The organism is Lysinibacillus sp. PWR01 (assembly GCF_043359455.1).
Classification (GTDB): Bacteria; Bacillota; Bacilli; order Bacillales_A; family Planococcaceae; genus Lysinibacillus; species Lysinibacillus fusiformis_F.
Window position 1 is genome coordinate 1 of record NZ_JBHERJ010000063.1, and the last position, 21,038, is coordinate 21,038.

The 21,038-nt window shown below is 33.5% G+C and carries 18 protein-coding genes, 2 pseudogenes and 2 riboswitches; of the genes and pseudogenes, 3 read left to right on the forward strand and 17 right to left on the reverse strand.

The features are described from left to right. Window positions 1-31 precede the first annotated feature (31 nt). Together ACEVFT_RS12460 and ACEVFT_RS12465 are read right to left on the reverse strand one after the other, a co-directional pair. Window positions 32-538 carry a helix-turn-helix domain-containing protein gene (locus ACEVFT_RS12460; RefSeq protein WP_342441721.1) on the reverse strand — a complete coding sequence of 169 codons (507 nt, stop codon included), beginning with the start codon at window positions 536-538 and terminating at the stop codon, window positions 32-34. Between the two features lie 513 nt (window positions 539-1,051). Then, the gene (locus ACEVFT_RS12465) at window positions 1,052-2,299 is read right to left on the reverse strand and encodes a TerD family protein (protein ID WP_205446261.1); all 1,248 of its coding nucleotides are present in this window, start codon (window positions 2,297-2,299) and stop codon (window positions 1,052-1,054) included. Window positions 2,300-2,535: 236 nt separating this feature from the next. Between ACEVFT_RS12465 and ACEVFT_RS12470 the strand changes: the two genes are divergently transcribed. After that, on the forward strand, window positions 2,536-3,726 hold the full coding sequence (locus tag ACEVFT_RS12470) for an MFS transporter (protein WP_393950100.1): 1,191 nt from the start codon (window positions 2,536-2,538) through the stop codon (window positions 3,724-3,726). Between the two features lie 120 nt (window positions 3,727-3,846). On the opposite strand, the gene ACEVFT_RS12475 is transcribed toward ACEVFT_RS12470, so the two are convergent. The 6 genes and pseudogenes from ACEVFT_RS12475 to ACEVFT_RS12500 form a co-directional block, all read right to left on the reverse strand. Continuing rightward, complete coding sequence (locus tag ACEVFT_RS12475; protein WP_393950102.1) at window positions 3,847-4,386, reverse strand: VUT family protein; 540 nt, start codon at window positions 4,384-4,386, stop codon at window positions 3,847-3,849. Window positions 4,387-4,432: 46 nt separating this feature from the next. Then, a pseudogene (gene queE / locus ACEVFT_RS12480) lies at window positions 4,433-4,993 on the reverse strand (7-carboxy-7-deazaguanine synthase QueE); the annotation flags it as partial. After that, window positions 4,973-5,211 (reverse strand): annotated as a pseudogene (locus ACEVFT_RS12485) (6-carboxytetrahydropterin synthase); the annotation flags it as partial. The pseudogenes ACEVFT_RS12485 and queE, both read right to left, overlap by 21 nt. Before the next feature lie 3 nt (window positions 5,212-5,214). After that, window positions 5,215-5,874 carry a 7-cyano-7-deazaguanine synthase QueC gene (gene queC, locus ACEVFT_RS12490; RefSeq protein ID WP_393950104.1) on the reverse strand — a complete coding sequence of 220 codons (660 nt, stop codon included), beginning with the start codon at window positions 5,872-5,874 and terminating at the stop codon, window positions 5,215-5,217. A gap of 52 nt (window positions 5,875-5,926) precedes the next feature. Continuing rightward, a riboswitch (PreQ1 riboswitch) is annotated at window positions 5,927-5,970 on the reverse strand. Between the two features lie 23 nt (window positions 5,971-5,993). Further along, a complete protein-coding gene (queF, locus tag ACEVFT_RS12495; protein WP_004233404.1) occupies window positions 5,994-6,494 on the reverse strand; it encodes a preQ(1) synthase in 501 nt (166 codons plus the stop codon). Window positions 6,495-6,618: 124 nt separating this feature from the next. Continuing rightward, window positions 6,619-6,665, reverse strand: a riboswitch (PreQ1 riboswitch). Between the two features lie 257 nt (window positions 6,666-6,922). Continuing rightward, entirely contained in the window at window positions 6,923-7,108 is a 186-nt protein-coding gene (locus ACEVFT_RS12500) for a hypothetical protein (protein WP_205446268.1), read from the reverse strand. A 1,165-nt stretch (window positions 7,109-8,273) separates the two neighbouring features. Here ACEVFT_RS12500 and ACEVFT_RS12505 point away from each other — a divergent pair. Further along, window positions 8,274-8,852, forward strand: a complete 579-nt coding sequence (locus ACEVFT_RS12505; protein WP_205446269.1) for a TetR/AcrR family transcriptional regulator — start codon at window positions 8,274-8,276, stop codon at window positions 8,850-8,852. 98 nt (window positions 8,853-8,950) lie between these two features. Here ACEVFT_RS12505 and ACEVFT_RS12510 read toward each other — a convergent pair whose 3' ends face one another. From ACEVFT_RS12510 to ACEVFT_RS12520, 3 genes are all read right to left on the reverse strand, one after another. After that, window positions 8,951-10,075 carry an acyltransferase family protein gene (locus ACEVFT_RS12510; RefSeq protein WP_393950107.1) on the reverse strand — a complete coding sequence of 375 codons (1,125 nt, stop codon included), beginning with the start codon at window positions 10,073-10,075 and terminating at the stop codon, window positions 8,951-8,953. Between the two features lie 611 nt (window positions 10,076-10,686). Further along, complete coding sequence (locus ACEVFT_RS12515; RefSeq protein WP_393950109.1) at window positions 10,687-12,258, reverse strand: recombinase family protein; 1,572 nt, start codon at window positions 12,256-12,258, stop codon at window positions 10,687-10,689. After that, on the reverse strand, window positions 12,258-12,404 hold the full coding sequence (locus ACEVFT_RS12520) for a hypothetical protein (protein WP_393950111.1): 147 nt from the start codon (window positions 12,402-12,404) through the stop codon (window positions 12,258-12,260). Before ACEVFT_RS12520 ends, ACEVFT_RS12515 begins: the two co-directional genes overlap by 1 nt. A gap of 272 nt (window positions 12,405-12,676) precedes the next feature. Here ACEVFT_RS12520 and ACEVFT_RS12525 point away from each other — a divergent pair, with 272 nt between their 5' ends. Next, a complete protein-coding gene (locus tag ACEVFT_RS12525; protein ID WP_393950113.1) occupies window positions 12,677-13,384 on the forward strand; it encodes a helix-turn-helix domain-containing protein in 708 nt (235 codons plus the stop codon). Between the two features lie 49 nt (window positions 13,385-13,433). On the opposite strand, the gene ACEVFT_RS12530 is transcribed toward ACEVFT_RS12525, so the two are convergent. The 6 genes from ACEVFT_RS12530 to ACEVFT_RS12555 form a co-directional block, all read right to left on the reverse strand. Beyond that, window positions 13,434-14,258 carry a tyrosine-type recombinase/integrase gene (locus ACEVFT_RS12530; RefSeq protein WP_393950115.1) on the reverse strand — a complete coding sequence of 275 codons (825 nt, stop codon included), beginning with the start codon at window positions 14,256-14,258 and terminating at the stop codon, window positions 13,434-13,436. A 561-nt stretch (window positions 14,259-14,819) separates the two neighbouring features. Further along, complete coding sequence (locus tag ACEVFT_RS12535; RefSeq protein WP_393950117.1) at window positions 14,820-15,695, reverse strand: hypothetical protein; 876 nt, start codon at window positions 15,693-15,695, stop codon at window positions 14,820-14,822. A gap of 57 nt (window positions 15,696-15,752) precedes the next feature. Continuing rightward, window positions 15,753-16,253 carry a hypothetical protein gene (locus ACEVFT_RS12540; RefSeq protein WP_393950119.1) on the reverse strand — a complete coding sequence of 167 codons (501 nt, stop codon included), beginning with the start codon at window positions 16,251-16,253 and terminating at the stop codon, window positions 15,753-15,755. A 160-nt stretch (window positions 16,254-16,413) separates the two neighbouring features. Further along, on the reverse strand, window positions 16,414-16,629 hold the full coding sequence (locus ACEVFT_RS12545) for a YdbC family protein (protein WP_393950121.1): 216 nt from the start codon (window positions 16,627-16,629) through the stop codon (window positions 16,414-16,416). 291 nt (window positions 16,630-16,920) lie between these two features. Beyond that, a complete protein-coding gene (locus ACEVFT_RS12550; protein WP_393950123.1) occupies window positions 16,921-17,820 on the reverse strand; it encodes an abortive infection family protein in 900 nt (299 codons plus the stop codon). A 106-nt stretch (window positions 17,821-17,926) separates the two neighbouring features. After that, the gene (locus ACEVFT_RS12555) at window positions 17,927-21,028 is read right to left on the reverse strand and encodes a restriction endonuclease (RefSeq protein ID WP_393950125.1); all 3,102 of its coding nucleotides are present in this window, start codon (window positions 21,026-21,028) and stop codon (window positions 17,927-17,929) included. Window positions 21,029-21,038: the final 10 nt, after the last annotated feature.

The following is a 21,038-nucleotide window of genomic DNA, read 5'->3' on the forward strand; positions in this document are numbered from 1 at the left end:
GGAAATTCCAGCCTTAGCTCATACACAGCTCTCACTTTTTCTTGGATTTGAAGGCTTCCTTTTCTTGAACTAAGGCTTTCAACTTTTTTAAATAGGCATTTTCCATCCGTAAATACTCAATTTCCGCTTTTAACTCTTCCGTTGTTTTTTCATTTAAATCGGACGAAGGTGGTTGTTTTTTTGGCATTGATTGGTGCTCCTTTTCTACTTGATAGAGCACCTCTCCAGCCGTTGACATCCACTGTTTTTTCCATCTCCGAATGGTTTCACGAGAAGGAATATTAAACTTCGCAGCAGTCTGAAGGAGCGAATCGCCCGTCTCTATCAGGTGTTGAATTACTTTTATTTTAAAAGAATCTTCGTAATTCGTGAACCCTTGAGGACGAATAATTCCTTCAATGCCATGATAGCGATATAATTCAATCCATAATCGAATGTACTGTCGATCCCTCTGTAATCTATTGGCAATCTGATACGTACTTTCTTTTTCTTCAAAGTAGGCTAGAACTGCGGCTAACTTTTGTTCATCAGAAATCACTAACTGCACCCCCTATATTAAATTTTTCAAGTCCAATATTTTGGGTGCAGTTCACTAAATCCCCTAGGAGTGACGCTGGCTCCACTCCAATCAACCATTCTGCAAAAGTGTCTTTTCCTTATCTTTCATACTAGCTAGCCGTAGTAATCAAATTAGCCTATGATTTGTATGATTAGAGAAAGGATAGACTCTTAATTTCATTGCGAAGAAGTGATGAGTGTCAAAAGCCCTCCATAAAATGGGTAGTGAAGACCTTCACTTTATTTGAAAACCTTTGCTAAAAAGTTAACATTTTGTAGGTTGGAGTGGAGGGCTTCTTGACTCCCGTGGGATAGCGAGACAGGCGAGCCACTAAACGGAGCGGGAGCGGAGGAAGCGGCTCGGCGCTCGCCCACAGGAAAGCAAGTAGCCTGCAACGGAAACCATTTTCACCTTTCACAAAAATTCTATTGATGGTTTTGTTTTTCAACACTAAGGGAGATTGGCTATAGCCAATCTCCCTTTTATTTGCTTTTACTTGTAATCATTTATTGGGCCTTTATCCATTAGAACTTCTACCATATTAGAAGACCCCATCTTCAGTTTAGGTCTACGTTCTGAATTCGGTTCACTATAAAGCTCTAATGGACTGATAATCACGCCATCCGGAGTATTATGAAGTATTCCAGGCACACAGGAATAAATTCTATCATTATTATTGGCATTTTTAGCGAAAATAGTAACGGAGGTTCCATTATGATTATCTATACTCATGGACACCTTATATCTGTAGAATGAGCCTGTGCCATTTGATTGAGCGGAGTAAACGACAGGAACAACTGCTAGAACATTATTATTTAGTCTCAATTTGATTACTTCAGTTTTCGTGGATCCACCAGCTCTCCCAACATCCCCCATGTGTTCGACTACTCCATTGCCAAAACTCCTCAGTGGAGGTGTTTTTTTCGCCCCAAACATAGCTACATCGATCTGCTGACCATCCTTTGTATAGACTAAAGCATATATATCGTAGTCAGTACCAGTTTTCCAAGATACCGTAGCAGTAATTTCAGGCGTTTTATCAATGATAACTGGCTTTTGACCTTTGGTAAGACTGACATTCCCCTTTACCTTTTCAAGATTTATCGGTGACAACATGGTTTGTCTATTTGTATTTTCCTGAACAGTTAGTGATTTATCAGGTTCTCTCGGTGTTTGTTTTTTTATAGTTGTAGATTCAGAAAGCTTGTTTTGTTCATCAGGTTCAACTTCAACACCGTAATTTTCACATAACCCCTCTAACCCAGAATCAAATCCACGCCAAATAGATCTCACCTTTGTCTGACTATTCCTTAGATATAATTCTAATACTACTATTCCATTCTCATTTGCGAACTTAGATGGCGCTAAATCGATAACAGTGCTATCAGTACATATCTCTGCCTTTAAATTTTTCACATTTGAAAAACCTCGGCTATTATCTTCTGTAAGTGTTATTGCTATTTTAGTAATACCTTCAGGAATTTTACTCATGTCAAAATTCATTTTATGTATTTTTATATTCCCTACATTCTCAGATGGTATCAGGGTAGCTGCACCAGATATGCTAGTTGGTTGATTATAAAATATAATTCCGTTATCTCCTTGTACCTTGTTTGCATCCGTTAAAAGAAATGCAGTTAACGAAATATCGACCAAATTAGACATTTCGTAGCTAATAGTAACACTACCTTTTTGGGAACTTATAACTGTATTTTCTCCCATCTGAAGGAATTGAATCATGTGAATCCCCCTTTTCCCCTTATTATTTATACACATCAAACAATTTTAAAGTTAATCTTCCAATAGAAAATTCGAGTAATATTTACAAAATCCTTCTTAAGGGGAATCGTTGGAAACAAATACTGACAACATATAAGGAAAACCAATCTAATTTCTCATAAAAACATTTTATGCTATGATGTTTAAATTGTGTCTACTAAGTAACACAGTTACATTCATCTAAGAAAGAGGTATTTATGCATCATACACAGTTATCCAAGCGACATTGGTTACTTATCTTAACACTAGCATTATTAACATTTGTTCTTGGGACAAGCGAATTTGTTATTGTCGGGATCTTAACTGATATTTCTTCAAGCCTTCATATGACAAATGCAAAAGCAGGCACACTCGTTTCTGCGTTTGCTATTACATTTGCCATCGCCACACCACTCGTGATGTCAGCAACAAGCCATTTTCCAAAGCGTAAATGGATGCTGTTTTTGATAGGTTCCTTCATTGCATTAAATGCTCTGTGCGTAATTTCAACGAGCTATAGTATGCTCCTTATACTTCGGGTTATGACAGCGATTGTAACAGGCGTATTGATCTCTCTAGCTATGATTGTTGCGAGCGAAACCATGCCGACTAACAAACGCGGCCTTGCTATATCATTCGTTTTCGGTGGTTTTACACTGGCAAATGTAGTTGGCGTACCCATTGGAATTGTTATCGCCGAATGGTACGGCTGGAATGCCACTTTTATGTTAACCACTCTTCTCGGAGGGTTGGCGTTTGCGGCATCTTTTTTTGTCTTACCTACTCGACTCAGCCAAGTACGAAGCTCGATACGCGATCAATTTTCTTTACTAATCCAGCCACGAATTTTAATTGCCTTTTTCATTCCTGCACTTGGGTTTGGTGCAACCTATGCAGTCTTTACGTACCTTGTTCCAATTTTAAAGGGGATGGGTGCACCAAATAATTCTATTAGTTTAATCTTATTCGGTTACGGGTTTCTTTCGATTTTCAGCAACATTCTTGCCAGTAAAATTGCCAGTCACAATGCCATAGGTCGACTTCGGTTTGTTTTTCTCGTCCAAGCAATTGTACTGACAACTTTATTTTGGACGACAAATCATTTTATTTTAGGACTAGCAAACATCGGATTAATGTCACTAATGGCCATCCTCTTAACAACATCTACTCAGCTTTATTTAATAGATTTGGCCGAAATTTATAAACCAGATGCTAAAGGACTCGCTGCTTCTCTTATGCCAGTGGCAAGTAACGTAGGCATCGCCTTTGGGTCTGCATTAGGCGGAATTGTGTATCATCAAGGAAATTTGATGAATGTCACATGGGTCGGTGGTATAGTTGCCGTCTGTGCAAGTCTGCTAACTATCTTTAGTTATCATTTAGATCATAAACAAAAGAAAATGGCATAAAGATGCACTTTAGTAAGAATATAAATCAAACAGACCCATTCGCATAAAGTGAATGGGTCTGTTATTAAAACAATTACTTGTGATACGAATCTTCATAATAAGGAAGGCTATTTCAAAGAATTATCCTGAAATGAGATGTTTTTCTTTCATTGGTCCAACTTTATTTAAAATGATTGCACCAACCATTTGAATAATCGTCTTCACAATAATTTGCCCCAAAATAGCAGCAGGTACCGCTTCCCATGGCAATATATTGGCGCCAAGTGGACTTAAGCCGATTACTACGAAAATTGCAGAATCTAGAAAGCCTCCAACAATTCCACTGTAGAACACACGCCAAGCCATTGGTAATTTTAATCGAGTATAGATTTCTGTATCAGCCGTTTCAGCGACAATAAACGATAGCGCTGATGCTACTACAATCAAAAGTGTATCTCCCAGTAGGAATGATACCACTGCTGATAAAATTAAAGCTGTAATAATAAATAAATACGTTTTTGCTCTACCATATTTATTTTGTACTAGGTCACGAAAAATAAAGGTCGCCCCAATTAAAAGTGTCCCCATCGGAACAATAAACATACCAAAGTGCAATGGTGCAAATGCTGCCGTTACCACATTAGCGATAACAATAGATAATAAATAAAATAATACGCTCATACTATTACTCCTCAAGTAAATTTAAAAGCTTTTTCGTAATGGCACACTATAAACCTCTTTTATTCCCCCAAACAAGGGCATGTAACTGTGGCAGTACTTTAACATCTCTTAATTCTTCATCCTTCATTACTCTATCAATCAGCGCATGATATTTATCCAATAAATGCATAATTAATTGTGAATTATCAGTTGTCGTGAGATCATCATTACCGACTTGAAGATAAAAAGGAATCATTGGATATCGATGGTGAATTTGTTTAGCATAATCGTAATCCTCTTGATTAAAAACGACTATTTTGAGGGATACATGGTGATTGCTGTTTCGATCTTTAAGTTTTTCGAAGATATAAGAAAGCACAGAATAGTCTGTGGTCATTCCAGAACTAGGTGGCTTTGGTGAAATTGTCAGTTCATCAATCTCATACATCCATTTCTGCCACCTACTCCCCTGTGTCTCCACCCCGATTTTTATGCCATTTCCTTTTAAAATGGCAATGAGCTCTGCTAAATGCGGATTGAGTGCAGGATTGCCTCCTGAAATCGTGACAAATGAAAAACCATTGCCCCCCAGACGTTTCAACTCAGACCAAATCTCTTCCGCTGTCATTAAACCACGTTCATCTGTGTAGCCACTCAGCCCTAATACTACACGATAGGTATGACCGTGCGATTTTTACATTTCCCTTCATAATCATGTAAATGATGAGCAGCATCGAAGGTAAATTCCTTGCTTACGAGAACACGCTTTGCATGATAGTTCAATTGATTTCTTTGAATATCCACATCAATTTTTTGAAGTCTCTCGACGATTTTAAAATCTGACATGCCTTAAGACTCCTTCCTATAACGCAAATACTCATCAAGTCCTTTTTTTCGTAGTTTACATGCTGGGCATTCACCGCAACCATTAGCTATGACACCGTTATAGCAAGTCAACGTTCTTTCTCGAACAAAGTCCAATGCCCCGAACTGATCAGCAAGCTCCCATGTCTGTGCTTTATTCAGCCACATCAATGGTGTATCAATTACAAAAGAATCATCCATCGATAAATTTAACGTTACATTCAAGGATTTAATAAAAACATCTCGGCAATCTGGATATCCGCTAAAATCTGTTTCACAAACGCCAGTCACGATATGCTTAGCTCCTACTTGACTCGCTAAAACACCTGCAAATGAAAGAAAGAGAAGATTTCGACCAGGAACAAAAGTCGATGGCAGCTCACCATTATCTCCGTCTTCTACTTCAATATCTTGTCGTGTCAAAGCATTCGGAGCAAGCTGGTTCAGGAGTGACATATCAAGAATATGATGCCTGATTCCAAGTTCACTCGCTATCTCTTTTGCACATTCAATTTCAAGACGATGCCTTTGACCATAATCAAAAGTGACTGCCTCAACCTCTTCAAAACGTTCTTTTGCCCAAAACAAACAAGTTGTACTGTCCTGACCTCCACTAAATACAACAATTGCTTTTTCCTGCTTCATCTATAAAACTCCCTTATATTAAAAAAACAGCACTCTAAGAAAAAGTGCTGCTTTCTTCTTAGTTTTTTAAAGAGGGTAGCTAAAAACCTCTTTCTTGATTGAACTATTCAAATCTTCATTTATCGATTATCAATTTTTTCTGGATTAAGATCGTGGTTCATTAAACGATAATTGGCGATTTCTTCATATTTCGTTCCTGGCTTCCCATAGTTACACCATGGATCGATCGAGATACCCCCACGTGGAGTAAATTTCCCCCAAACCTCGATATATCGTGGATCAAGCAATGCAATTAAATCATTCATAATGATATTGACGCAATCTTCATGGAAATCGCCGTGATTTCTAAAACTGAATAAATACAATTTTAGTGATTTACTCTCAACAATTTTTTTATCCGGGATATACGAGATGTACATCGTGGCAAAATCCGGCTGATTTGTCAAAGGGCATAAACTAGTGAACTCTGGACAATTAAACTTAACGAAATAATCTCGATTGGCATGTAGATTATCCACTGCCTCTAATACTTCAGGTGCATAATCATAGGAATACTTTGTACCTTGATTACCTAATAGGGTTAAATCTTTTAATCCTTCTTCATGACTTCTGCCAGACATAAAAAAACCTCCTTGTAAAAATGTTTCCCAACACTTTTCAAGAGAGGCATCACCAATCAGTCTATTAAAACATAAGTAAAAACATAAAAAAGCCACGTCCGATATGGACATGGCATATTGTCATGTTTCCATAGTTTTTTATAGAGGGTATCAGCTATGAACCTCTCCCGTTCTAGTCCGGGCATTCTTTTCTTCAATATCGTACAAAAAATAGTACAGCACGTCAAATAGATTTTTTTATAAAATCTTACCCTATGGAATACGAATTACAAGCATTATGAAAACTGCACTTAGACTAGTCACGGAGAACTGTATCATAATAAAGTGTGGTTTTAATGAAAACAGAAAAAATGTTTCCGAAATTCTTGAATCATTTAAACTAAAGATTTCCAATTATCCTTCTAACCATTTGTTAGTAGCACCCCGATTTATAATCGCTCTAAGTCCTGATATTCTTTCATATAAGGACCATCCTCTGCAACATATGAATGATACAATGCCTTTACTGCAAAATTTTTCTCTAAACCCATTTCAGATTTTAGCTTTTTTAATTCATCATGCAATGTTCGATGTTCATTGATTAGCTTTAGCATAATTGATTTATTATATTTCATTATATTCATCCTTTTTTTCTATAACTTGAGGAATTACAACTTTAAAATAGTTTGGAACTACAAAATACTTGAGCATCGGAAGCTGTTCTAGTATTTTGGAAAGCCTCTCTGTTTTTTTACTGTCGAAAAGAAGAATAAACCTCATTTAGATACATTACGGTGAACCTAATCATAAGTAAAGGTAGTTTTTAAAAAAACAGGCACATTTGTATGAAGCAAATGTAACCGATCTGATTTGTATTGATTAACTGCAATTTATATAAACATTTTTCCCAAAAACACCCTAAATATCACAAAGATTAAACGTAAACTATATATATATTTAATACTTTAAGTGCCATTATTTATGTAGCATGCATTCGAGACAAACGGAGTGCTGTGTGTCACTCATAAGGAAGTAATAGTTAGGAGCCGCATCTATCTGTGTATTGAATGTGGTAGCTGAACGGGTCGAACTAAAGAAGTGAGGCTATTTGGATCCCCTGCAAAATCATGGAAAATATCTTCGAAGCATGACGCCACATTGATAAGTGGGTATAAGGAAAAGACTATGACAAAATATGTTTTAATCTTTTTCTTAATGCATATTTGAAAAGAGAAACTATAACCGTAGATAGAGGATTAAAAAAAAGCAACTCGAACCTTGGAGAATTAAAAGCTAGAGGAGTATCCTCAGAGGTTATGGGGGATGTCTATTAGTTAACGCAAGAAGCAGTCACACTACCTGGTGGTAGCGCCACAGGATCAAATAAACTTCTTTTTGAGTATATTATATTCATTCATATGTAGCTAAGTATTCGAAGATTTAGGATGCTGTCACTCCCTGTAAATTGCTGAATGCTCAAAAGTTCCTTAGGAAAATCCATAAAATTTTACAAAAAATTCAGACTCAAATTAAAACCTAAGCTATTTTAATGCAACGCTAGTGTCTTGATATAAATGAACAATAGGTAACATTAATTCTTCGGGATGTTTATAAAAGGCCATACAAAAATGCCCCCAATTAGATAAGATGAATTTTTTATTTGTCTACCTAATTGGGAGCATATCAATATTAGCTGTCTGTTTTTCTTAATACGTATTATTAAAACAATAATTACTTTTTAAACAGTTATTTATAGTAGAATTAATAATAACGTTATTGTAAGAAATGGAGTGAATAAATTTGGGAAGGGAAGAAAAGAAAAGACAAACTAAATTAGCTATAACAAACGCCGCTTTCAAATTATTTTCAGAAAATGGATATGAGTCGACAAAGGTTGAAGATATTGTGAAATTAGTTGGAGTTTCTAAGGGAACTTTTTTTAATTATTTTCCTACAAAAGAGGCAGTCATAGAAGATTTCGAAAGAATTTCAATCTATTCGGAAGCTGAAAAATTAATGAATATCACAAGTCCAGTTGTGCCTAAACTACTCTCTTCGTTAATTAATATCGTACATAATTTAAACTATACAAGGTCATTAAGAAGAGCAACTTTAATGGCAACTCTCTCAAGTGCTAATAATTTAAATAATCACATAGATAATATGAATAATCTTCGTGCTTTATTGATACCAATTTTTAAACATGGACAAGAAACGGGGGAATTTACACAAAAATTACCCCCTGAAACACTGGCAGACTTAACTATTCAAATGTTTATTGGTGTATTAACCCACTGGTGTCTTGGTGGAGGCGAAGATGATCTTATTACACAACTTATGATGAGTTTTGATGTTTTCTTTAAAGGAATATCTTCATAAAGATCCTGTTGATTTCCAAAGTAATCCTGCGAGAATAGCCTGGGTTATAAAAACTCGCAGGTATGTTGTCAAAGAGAGAATTGGAGACAAGCAGAGAACTAATATATACTCTTCTTATTAAATTTATCGACTAAACTTTGAGAACGTCTATGATTTGTACCAGAGAATAGTAGACTAATAACCGGTAATTTTCGAATAATAAAATACGATATTAAATGGCTAAATACAATCCCCAATAGTGATGCTAATACAAATTTTATATAGCCTGAAACAGGTACACTAATTAAAATATATTGAATTCCAATTAAAACCGGAATATGAATTATATAAACACAAAAGGAATTTTTAGCTAGAAGCTCCATCCATTTTGATTCTCTATTTAATTTACGTTGAAATAATTCAATTAAACCAATTGAAAGTCCTGTACATAAAAAGGTCTCATAGATTGCATAAATAAGTGAACTACTATCCCATCCACCCCTTGAATGTGGTACAAACCCAATAACATTTAAAACAATTAATAAAACCCCTATAAATAACCATAAATTACCAACACCTTTAGGGATATGATAAATCCAGTTACTATTAGCAGCTGTTATTCCTAAAACTACAAATGCTAAATATTGAGGAAAGTGTGCATACTCCATTTGGATAAAACCTAGTACACCAATCCATTCATCAATCGAATAACTTGTTCGAACTAAAAAAGTAATTAACGATACGATAATAACAAATATAAAAATATGTTTATGTGTTGGGGTAATTGAAATTTTTGGTAAATTAATATTTTTAAAAAGATTCATTAATAATAGATATATCAGTGAATAAATAAGAAGATGTTCAATAAACCAAAGATGGCCAAAATTTAGGTCTGGCCAAGATGGTCCTGCCCAATTTAATGGTTTTTCACCAAATCCTAGATAAATATTTTTATAGTATTCATATAACGATAGGTTAGGGTAACCACGAAATTCATTATAATAAAAGTACATTATTAAAGGAATTATTACTATAAATCCAAATAATAAAGGTATACCAATTCTCTTCAACCGATCTTTCAAAAAACCTATATTCCCTTTGTGTTTATACGCAAGAGGAATAAAATAAGCAGAAAGAAAAAAATAAAGACTCATATTAAAGGCAGAGTTTATCCCAAAAAAAAACGCCCAAGTCAGAATCGACACCCAAATCTCGTACATACCAAAAACCATTTGCCCCACCATAAGGTTGACCTGCATGGTGGACAATTACAGTGCAAGAAAGAAACACTTTTAAAAAATCCATAAAATGAATACGTGTATTAGACAACTCACATTTCCCCTTTTTGGAAATAACTACTAAACTATTTATAATACTTTTTAGACTCACGGTCAATATTTATCTTATTATATTATTGATTAAATTTTAGAATATTTATTTTACAATTATTATTTATGACTACGGGTCAATTTATATATGGTTAATTATGTTGAAGTTCACTTTAATATAAAATGTTTAGTGCAAAATAAAAAAGGAGCAGACTGTAACTGGAAATTCTAGCAGTTATGGGTCCTTTAAAACGTAAAAAAATATCATTGTCCGTACACTTCTATTCTACTAACCTTCTAATTGGCAAAAAAGTCACTCGCTTTTATTGTTATTTATTAATTGTAATAACTTATATTCTCCGCAAAACTGAACTTTTTATTTAAATGAATTTAATTTAGTATTATTAGTGCCCCCTCACAATACAGCTGCAAACAATTTACCTTTCTCTATTAATTATGAAGCAAAATAAATCACTAATCATATCATTATCAATATGATTAGTGATTTATTCAAAAACCACACTTATTTATGATACGGTTCTCCGCATCGGTTCTTGTGGTAAAACAATATCTGAAAAAATAGTACTGTCTTCTGTGTGCCATAAGACAATACGTTTTAATGATTTTCTGTCTGAATTTACCTCGATACTTTTTATGAGTGATCGAATAAGTAATTTCTTGGAAGGCATATCTGCTTGCTCAAATACTTGATCGAATGCTTTTAATAATTCACTTACTTTTTCGGTAGAAATTGCCCCTTTCTGCATAGCATTATTTCTTTCAAAATCAATAATTTGATGTTCGATAATTTTTTTATCCCTTTCTACCTTAGCCGCTAATCTACCAAATGACTCTGGAGTAATTTCTGTTCGTCTCTTTTCATAATCCAAATCATCTAATTCCTTGTTTAACTCTGTTAATCGCTTTTTATTCTTCTCATATTGAAGAATCTCTTCTGCATTTTCCTCCAAATAATTTTGATTTATTTCTTCTACAAGATCCTCTACAGCAGCCTTTTTTCCCACTAAATTTTTGATAATACTTAAAATAGTTTTTTCAATCCAATCTTTATTGATTAGATTCGAACAACAAATATTTTTTCCTTTCGTATGGAAATTTTGGCACATATAATAGTAATAATAGCCATTTCCATTTCTTTTTTTCGTTTTACTCATCACTGTACCGCCCCCGCATTGTGGACACTTTAAAATACCTGATAGTAAAAAATCTGTTTTTATATTCTTTTCATTAACTGCTGAATCTCTATTTAAAACAGCCGTTTGCTGTACAGCGTTCCATGTATTCATATCGATGATTGGATCATGAATGCCCTTTTCTACATGACAATCTGCTTGTTTACCTTTTCTTCGAAGAGCGTTCCAATTTCTGTGTCTCCCCCATCGAACATGGCCAATGTATGTTTCATTTTCTAAAATAGTTTTTACAGCATTAATACCAAAAGAATGGTTCTTCTTCGTTCTATAACCACGACTATTTAAATCCTGTGCAATAGCCTTGTAGCCTTTTCCTTGTGCTCGTAATTCAAAAATACGTTTCACGATAATACTTTCTTCTTCATTTACAACTAATTTTTTGTCAACAACATTGTAACCTAATAATGCTCCTCCATTCCATTGACCTAATTGCGACTTTTTCTCCATACCTGCTGCAACCCTTTCAATGATTAAAGTTCTTTCATACTCTGCAAAAGTTCCTAATAGAGAAATAAACATATAGCCGTTAGATGTACTACTATCAATATCACAAGTTGCCACTAATAACTTCATATTTCTAGGTTTTAGTTCTTCATCAATCAAACGAAGTACATCACTATTTTTTCTTGAGATACGATCTACTTTCCAAACAATAATCACATCAAACTTTTTATTTCGCATATCAATAAAAAGGCGTTGAATATCTGGTCTGTTAAAGTCTTTGCCTGAATCCGAATCTGAATAATAATCATATACTTCATAACCTTTTTGTAAGGCAAATGCTGTTAGTGCCTCTTTTTGCCCTTCCAAAGAGAAACCAACTCGTTTCTGTTCTTGAGTACTAACACGTGTATAAATTGCTGCTTTTAAATTTTGTTGTACCATTATGCCACCTTCTTTTCATCTTTTTTTACAATATGGAAATAAAACATCTCTGCTAAAACCTCTAAAAATTCTTCCTGCTTTAAATCTTCCTTAGTTTTCATTTCAAAAATATCTTTTTTCTTTGAATGTTTTTCGTTTAATGTCATATCTCTATTCCCCCTTATTTTTTCAAAAATAATTAATTATATCCCCAATCCATCTCTCTACAAAATTACTAGAATCTCTTAACGAACTTGGGAAACGTTGTTGTAATTTTAAAATAAATCTGAATTATCCGATCCATTATCACTATAGTAAGGGATTTCCAAATCAAAGTAAAGACTTTTTGTCGCTTTTTTATTTTAAAAAGACTTTTTGTCTCAAAACACTATCTTTTTTAGAACTAAATAGGTTATTATAGTGACAAGGAGGGGATTTGATGGAAGAACCAAAAATTTTTATAGGAGAACGTTTAAAGCATTTATTAGATATTAATGGATTTGATGCTACCAAAAATCTAATATTAGATGAGGTTGGTGTCTCAAGGACAAGTTTGCAAAAATATCTTACAAATGTTAGGCGTCCTCAATTAGAAGAATTAAGAAAATTAGCCAATATTTTTAACACATCTGTCGACTATATTATTCAACGTACTGACTATGTTCTAGATACTTGGGATTACGATTTTCTAAATGAATTTGGAGAGTATTCTAAGGAGAAAATTAATGATTACTTTATGAATCGTGGAGATTTTACTTTGCCCTCACCAGATACACGTTATGCCATTCTTTTTTCACTCATATTTAACTCCTTAAGAAACGATCAGATTATGGAGGATTTTGTAGGTGAAGAAAGAGAAAAGTTTGTTGCAACTATTGATACATTAACAAAAATCTGTATGAATGTTATAGATATGCCAAACAGTCCAAACTTTAATCTAACGGAAGCACAGTTACTAAACCAAAATATTCAACTTCATAACGCTGGTGACTATCGCTTTGTCGATGATCAAATCATTAGCAACTTAGAAGAAAATACGGAGTTACAGCAATCTGAAAAAATCGCTCTATTGAAGTCTTATTTACAAAACAATATTGCCACAACACAAAAAGCACTCAATCTATTAAATGAATTAGAAAACGAATAACAGAAAGGCAATCTACAACTGCTCTACGCAGCAATAGATTGCCTTTTATTTATTGAGTTAGCCATATACCTTCTAAAGCCTGTAATTTGTCCTCCTCACTTGGCACAGAATATCTAAACAGCATATCCGCACTTGAATGACCGCTTAAAGATTGTACAATACTTGTATCAATCCCATTACGTATCAAATGGGTAATAAATGTATGCCGTAATGCGTGAACATTAACACCTTTCTTTTCGAAAATATGCTGTACGCTGCGTACACTTATTCGTTTTCCACGATTTGAAATAAATAGCGCTTCAATTGAATCATTTCTTTCACTTAAATACTTGTTAATGGCTCTACGTGCTTCCTTATTTAATGGGATACTTCGCGCCTTGTTTCCTTTACCGTTGCGTACAAATAATTCGCCTTTACGTTCACCGATATCAATATCTGCCTTATTTAAGGCTACTAGTTCAGAAAGGCGTATTCCCGTGTTCAATAATACTTGAGTAATTGCCATATCTCTCGCATTATCTTCCCTGTCAATTTCTCGAATTAGACGATTTACTTCAATTCTATCTAAAGATTTGGGAGATAATTTGGTATATTCTATCGGCTTAACAACCGAAATATCCTCAATCGCTCGCTCATTCTTTGACCAGCAACTATATTTTTTAATTGCACTCCAATGTTTGTTAATTGTTGCGGGGCTCTTTCTTCGACCAACCAGATAATCAACATATTGTTGTACATCACTACGGGAATAGTTTTCAATGCTTGCCCCTGCACCGTCTAGCCATTCCGAAAATAACTTTAGTGAATGGGAATAAGTACTAACAGTTGTTTTAGATTTCCCCAAAAGTCCTTCTTCTAGAAATTGTTTCAGCATATTTAGACTCCCCTTTCTTCTATTACGCTTAGAAAATTCATTTCTAAAGAGAACTTAACGCGCATCTAAACCATCTTCAAGTTAATTTCATTAATCAATTCTGTATATATTTTACTATTGCAAATAAAAAAACCATTCACACATGCAAGTAGAGCAATATAGATCAACTTTAAAATAAATAACAAAAGGCAATATAGTGTGGATTCAATATACACTATTCTTGCCCTTTTATAACTAAATAGACTGTTATCAAAAAATCCTTAATTACATACAATATTTTTACTAACAATCAAAAATACTAAATGTCTAAACTCTCTCTTAGGTCTTCCTTAACAATATAGCATTCCAACGTAATGAATCTCCTTTATTTTACCTGCTATATAATCATTAAGATACAAATCACTTTCAACTAACATAACTTATTGTGTTAGTGCTTCAATAAGAAATCTTTTAGAATAATTCTTCATCATATATAGATATGGCGCAAGATAATTATTCATATTTTGACTTTCATTCCTGTACATTTAATTTTAAACATAGTAAAATTCTCGCTTCAAACACTTATGGAACTGGAAAAATAATTTGCCAATTTGCATCTGGATTATATAAATCGTCTTCTTCACTTTCTGATGCCCATGTAGCAAAAAAATCTTCTACCATTCCCTCAGTCATTGTGTAATAAATACTTGTAGGAAAGGGCTGCTTTCTTTGAATATAACGAACTCTATAATAGTCTTCTGAATCTAAAATTTCATTGTATACATAACAATTTTGGATAAATTCATTGTCTATACTTGTCCAATCCTCTAAATCCTCTATACAATTTTTAAATAGATATTTTTGTAACTGCTCACTTGATAATTGTGCTAATTCACAAATTATTTTACAAGTTTCAATCAATTCTTCAATAGTATATTGATTATCCGAATATCTATCTATACCTGATGCTGGAAATTTATATGAAAATAACTCTCTCCATTCTTTATAATGTAGCAACATTCCATTTAATTTATCTGAAAATCTTTTATCTAGTTGTTTTAAAAAATTAGTTGTGTTGTTGATTATTTTGCTGTGTTCCATTGTTAAAAATTGTTTGTTATTCGTCCACTTATTATATGGAATCGTATACAAAAACGCTCTACAGCAGGTGATTAAAGAATAATATGATAAATAAGGTACTGTAACCTGCAAGTTTTTCTCGATGGCATATTCAAGTGACGTGAGCATAGTCGTTGCTGATAAAATCATTTTGACACTTAAATAATTTCGAGTAATCCATTCAGAATTCAACTTAGATGTCATCTTCTTTCGAATTACTTCACTATGCCCTTTGTAAACCCAGTCTTCAAAATTATTTATTTGACTATCTTCAAATAAATTATCTAACACACTGTATACAAATGGATCTATCTGATAACGAACTAGAAACTGCGACATTTACTATAACCTTCCTATCCAACAATTTATAACATTAAATGTTCAGATTCCTCGATTCTAAACACCAATCACCAAAAACTCCTGTAATCGTTTGTCGAGGTTGCGTGTTACTTTTAATGGATTTTGTGTTCGTTCAAGTGCTGTACCATATACAGTAAAGTATCTGCTTCCCTTATCTGCACACACTGTAATCCGACGAGTGGGTGAACTATAATCCAAACCAAAACATTCTCGCAACTGTTCTTTTGACAAAAAACATATTTCACTATCTCGTAAACTATCTATCCCACACACAAACGCAAACATATTCATTGAAACATCATTTAACACCGTTTGTACTTCTTCCTCATTAAAACTAAAGTCCCATCTTTTATTTTCAACTTCAGTATTTACAGGTTTCGATACATACTTTGCGTATACTTTAAAATCTGCCGTATTATTTGCTATTTCATAAACTCGTCTTGCTTCACCCTGATCAATAATTGCTGGTGCAAACCCACTATTCACAAGTTGCGATAATAATGCACCATAATAAAAATCTGCTTTTGCTAATGGCATAATAAACTACTCCTTTTGCTGTTGCATTTGCTACGTATAGATTTATATGTACTACTATAAAATACAGAAAAATCAGAAATTAAAATTGACAGTAAGTTTGTATTAAGTGCTATGGACAGCCTCACCTATGAAAGACCGCCCATGCAAATGATTAAAAAACTTAAAAATGGTTTAATATATCCTTTAACTTCTGTACTTCCTCTAAAGAAAGGGTAATTCCCTTCCCCATCTTCTCATGATTAGGCGACCAATCACGCAAGTCATATTTTGGTGCGCTGCCATTCCAACTAATAAGATTCAGTTCTTTTCTCCAGCCTTTTACCGATTCGGATAAAACTGCGATATGTTCTTTGATTTCAAATTTGATTTCAGGCATGGGTGAACCTCCTATAACAAATTATGTATTTAGCCTTAAATATTTTATTTTCGTACAATCTATCCTAATTTCTTCGTTAACTTTTCGAGTGAATGAGTTTTTTTCTGAACTAACACTTTTGCTTGATTTTTTTACATTTAAATAGTGCTTCAATTTGAAAGAGTCCAAGATAATTACTATTTTCTCTTCATCTTTCTTTTGTATATAAACATCGGCATCATTCTAAGCCTTCAAGAAATCATATAGATTGTCACTGATAAACTTCTTAAATTTATAAATTTCAAAAATCAGTTATCTTGAAGTACCTCTATTTCTAAAGTCCTCATAAACTTGTAGAAAATATGTTGTAATAGTCATAGAAGCATTAATGACTAATTCCGCTTCACGCTTTGTAATGTTAATACGTTTACTACCGACACCATGTGCATCACTATTAATATTTCTCATTTCCGCAATTGTTTGAATAATCTTTTCCAATCCTGACAACATTCCATTTATTCGTTTATCATATTCGCTACTTTGATGAAGGTTTAATAGTGTTTTTACTTCACTGAGCAACTTCAATATATTACCTTTATGGTTATTTTGAAGATTATCGCTGTCCTCTAAAATGAATATTAAAGTTTCTTCAATCAATGTTCTTGACTTAGTAATTACACTGTCATAATTGCCACTCAATAAATCTTCTTTTGTTCGTTCTTTTAAATTCAAAATATACGGTACATCAATAATTTCGTGAATTTCATGTTCGACAATTAAAGTATTGTCTGTTTCTGTAATTATAAAATTATCATGGACTTTCCTTAATGCATATCCACTGTATGACAATATATTATTGATATTAGTTATTACGGTATTTACCATACCGGTATGTTTTATTTTTATTTCATCATTACTTTCACCATTAATATGACCTTCGAAAGATTGCAATTGAAATAAGCGCTTCAACAAAATTGGAACAAGGTTTTTCGAATCAAGATGGTCTATTAGGTTAGATAAATATTCCCATCTACTTCTTGCACCACCAGACCATGAGTAAGTTTCAAGCAAACCAAACTCTGTTGACAAATCACATAAATTTGGACCTGATAACCTTGGCATAGTAAACTTATAGTCCTCAAGTTGCATTTCTTTGTCACCTATCAACATATCTATAATCTTTCTATTTTTTAACAACATAAAATTGGACATACAGTACCCCCAATACAATATCATCGGTAATAATTTCTATAAGCATTTCATATCAAAAAATTTCAACGCCACTATATAAGCCATATACAGTAGCGTTGAATTTGTTTTACACCGTATCCCTCAACCCCGATTTCGCCTTGAAATCGTTGTAGTCTTTCACCCAGTCGAAGCGGATGTCTGCAGATACGGCTTCGAAATGTTTAAAGCCACAGTTGATTTTAACTTGTTCTTTACCATCTAAATCAGACCAATTTTTATCAATTTTCGTTTCAGCGATAAAATATAATCTTGGTGTGTCATCAGTTTTAAAAACGATTGCCCAGTCTGGTGAGTAGTCGCCATATGGTGTATCTATGATAAAGCCGCCTTTTTTCAACTTTGTAAATAGCAAAACATTTGGATTGTTTTCTAGGCTTTGTGCAAAGTCATATTCTCCGTCACTATCTGTTCGATAAAACTTATTAATGGCTTTTCGTTTCGCTGCGTTTGTTGCATATACTTTTTTCTTTTCTTTATCGAGCAACGATTCATCAATAATATTATCCAGACCGTAAATTTTACCGCTATCTAATTCGTATCCTTCAATGACTTCATAATAGCCCGAACCATTTTTTTCTTTAAATGCTTTTGCTTTTGTTTCTTGTAGAGCAGTTTTAATCCATTTCGTAACATCTTCTAAAATGTCTTGGTTGCTGAGTAGTTCGTTCTTATCAATACCACGAATAATTTTCAATATGGCTAAACGTGGTAGCATTGTGTGATACATAATGTAGTCCACAATCTCTAATTCACTTTTTTTATCAATGGTATCTAATAGCGTTAATTCAATCTTTGCTGGGTCAGCATCTTTCACTAACTGCATTCTACGCACCGTATCAAATTCATTGCGTCCTGTTGTGTACTCAAACTCCGCTGAAATATTCTTAGATTGTAAATTTTTATTTATTTCTTTAATACACTCTTGGATAAACACAGCACTATTAATCTGCACACGATACATCGATCGTGGTAACAATTGTACAGTTAAATTGTTTAAAATCTCCGCAAAATCTTCTTCTGCTACATATGAATGTGGTGCATTTTCAGGAAGGTCGTTATCACCATTTTGAATCGAGATTTTACGTGTACCTTTTTTCGTCATGTACTCCACAAAATGTTCTCGAATATGCGCTGCAAAATTGTTTAATAATTCGTTTTGGAACTGTATTTTGTGAATATCATCTGCTTTTTTTGTCAAAATGTTTGTTGCTGAAATGATATTATTTTGTTGTAACTCTTCTCTAAACAAATTAATAAGTTCAGGCGTAATTTTATGTTCTGGAACACGTGCTTTTTTCAATGTCGCAATTAATACATCCGCCGTTACTTCATCTTTATTAAATGAAGCATTATCATTGAAGTCTTTTTGTAGAAGTTCTGCAAAATGGTCATAGTTATCATTTGCAATCACTGTCAACTCATTAATAGAAGGGTCTGTAATACGTTCACCTTTCGTATCAACTGCTAGACGTAAGCCACGTCCAATTTCTTGCTTTTTCGCAATATCAGAGCCACTTGCTTTCAATGTACATAACGTGAAAATGTTCGGATTGTCCCATCCTTCTCGTAATGCTGAATGTGAAAAAATAAATGCCAATGGTTCGCTAAATGAAATTAATTCATCTTTTCGACGCAAAATTAAGTCAATTCCTCGATCAATGTCTTCTTGGGCTTTTGTTTTTAATTTGATTTCGTCCATTGGAGTAGAATCATCCCATCCTTCTACCTCAACAATCTCTTTTTTCTTATCTACTGCAAAATACCCTTCACGCACTGCATAGATATCTTCATACTGAGCAAAAAACTTTTTATATTTTTCAAACTTACTTTTATATTCAGGTAACTGAATGATTTTCTCGTATTCTTGGTCGAATATTTTTAAATATTCACCTCTTCCATCTTCAGCGGATGTATCACGTACTTTTTGAACAGAATCTATGAAAAATAAAGATAATACTTTTATCTCTTTCCCCTGTTCTAAAATAGAGAATTGCTTGTCTAAATGACTTTTAATCGTTAGTTGAATTTGAATACGCACTGCGTCTTCACTAGACACATCATTTGTCGATTGCCCAATAGATAACTCTCTAAAATCTGTACCAAATGCGATTTTTAACGGTTTTAACTTATGTGGGTCTTCATGAATGCGAATGTTTTGATATTGTGGCAATCCACCTGATAAATCAAATAAATTATCACCACCACGCACTTTGAACTTTTTGAATTTTATATAGCCACCTTGCTCTTGTGAAAAAATTTCAATTCGGGCATATAAATCGCTTGTAAACTCAACATAACGAATAAATGGCATATCTTTTGGAATAACAGCGTTAACCGTCTTAACAATGATTTTTTTGACTAAATCGTTTTGATAAGCATCATATGAATCTAATTTATAAATTTGATGATATAGTTGCTTATGTGTTGCTGAATAACGCAATGTAAACAATGGATTCAGTTCTTCTAACGCTTGAATGGACTTTGATTTTTTCTTCGCTGTTCCTTCCAACTTTTGCGGCTCATCTATAATTAAAACAGGGCGTGTTAATCGGATATCATCCCAAATGACCTTACCATACTCATCTTCTTGACGAATTTTATTGTTGCTGCTGTTGAACGCTTGAATGTTCATAATACAAATGCTCAGTTCTTTTGTTTCAATGAACTTTGTATTTATTTCACTTAACCTATCACTATCATACGTAAAACAATATTTCGATAAATCAATATTATAAATACCTTTAAAATGCTCTGTCAGTTGCTCGATAGACTGTTGTACACCTAAACGAATTGCTACAGATGGCACAACAATCATAAATTTTTTAAACTGATACTTTTGATACAACTCTAATATCGTTTTTAAATAAACGTATGTCTTTCCTGTACCTGTTTCCATTTCAATTGAGAAATCATTACTTGCCATTGTACTATCTGCAAATAATCCGTTTTCTAATTGCACACCGTTTAAATTTTCTAATAAACGTTTCCCTTCAACAATTTCAGGGTTACGAATAATAGCACCCGTTTCATCTAATTTTTGCACTTTACGAACACCTGTATATAATCCGGGTACTCGTTTCGGTAATCCATCAAATAAAGAAACAGTTGCCTCAATAGCCGCTTTTTGGTGTAGTAGGTCTTGTTGAAATTCAAATTGAATTTTACTCATTGCCATAACC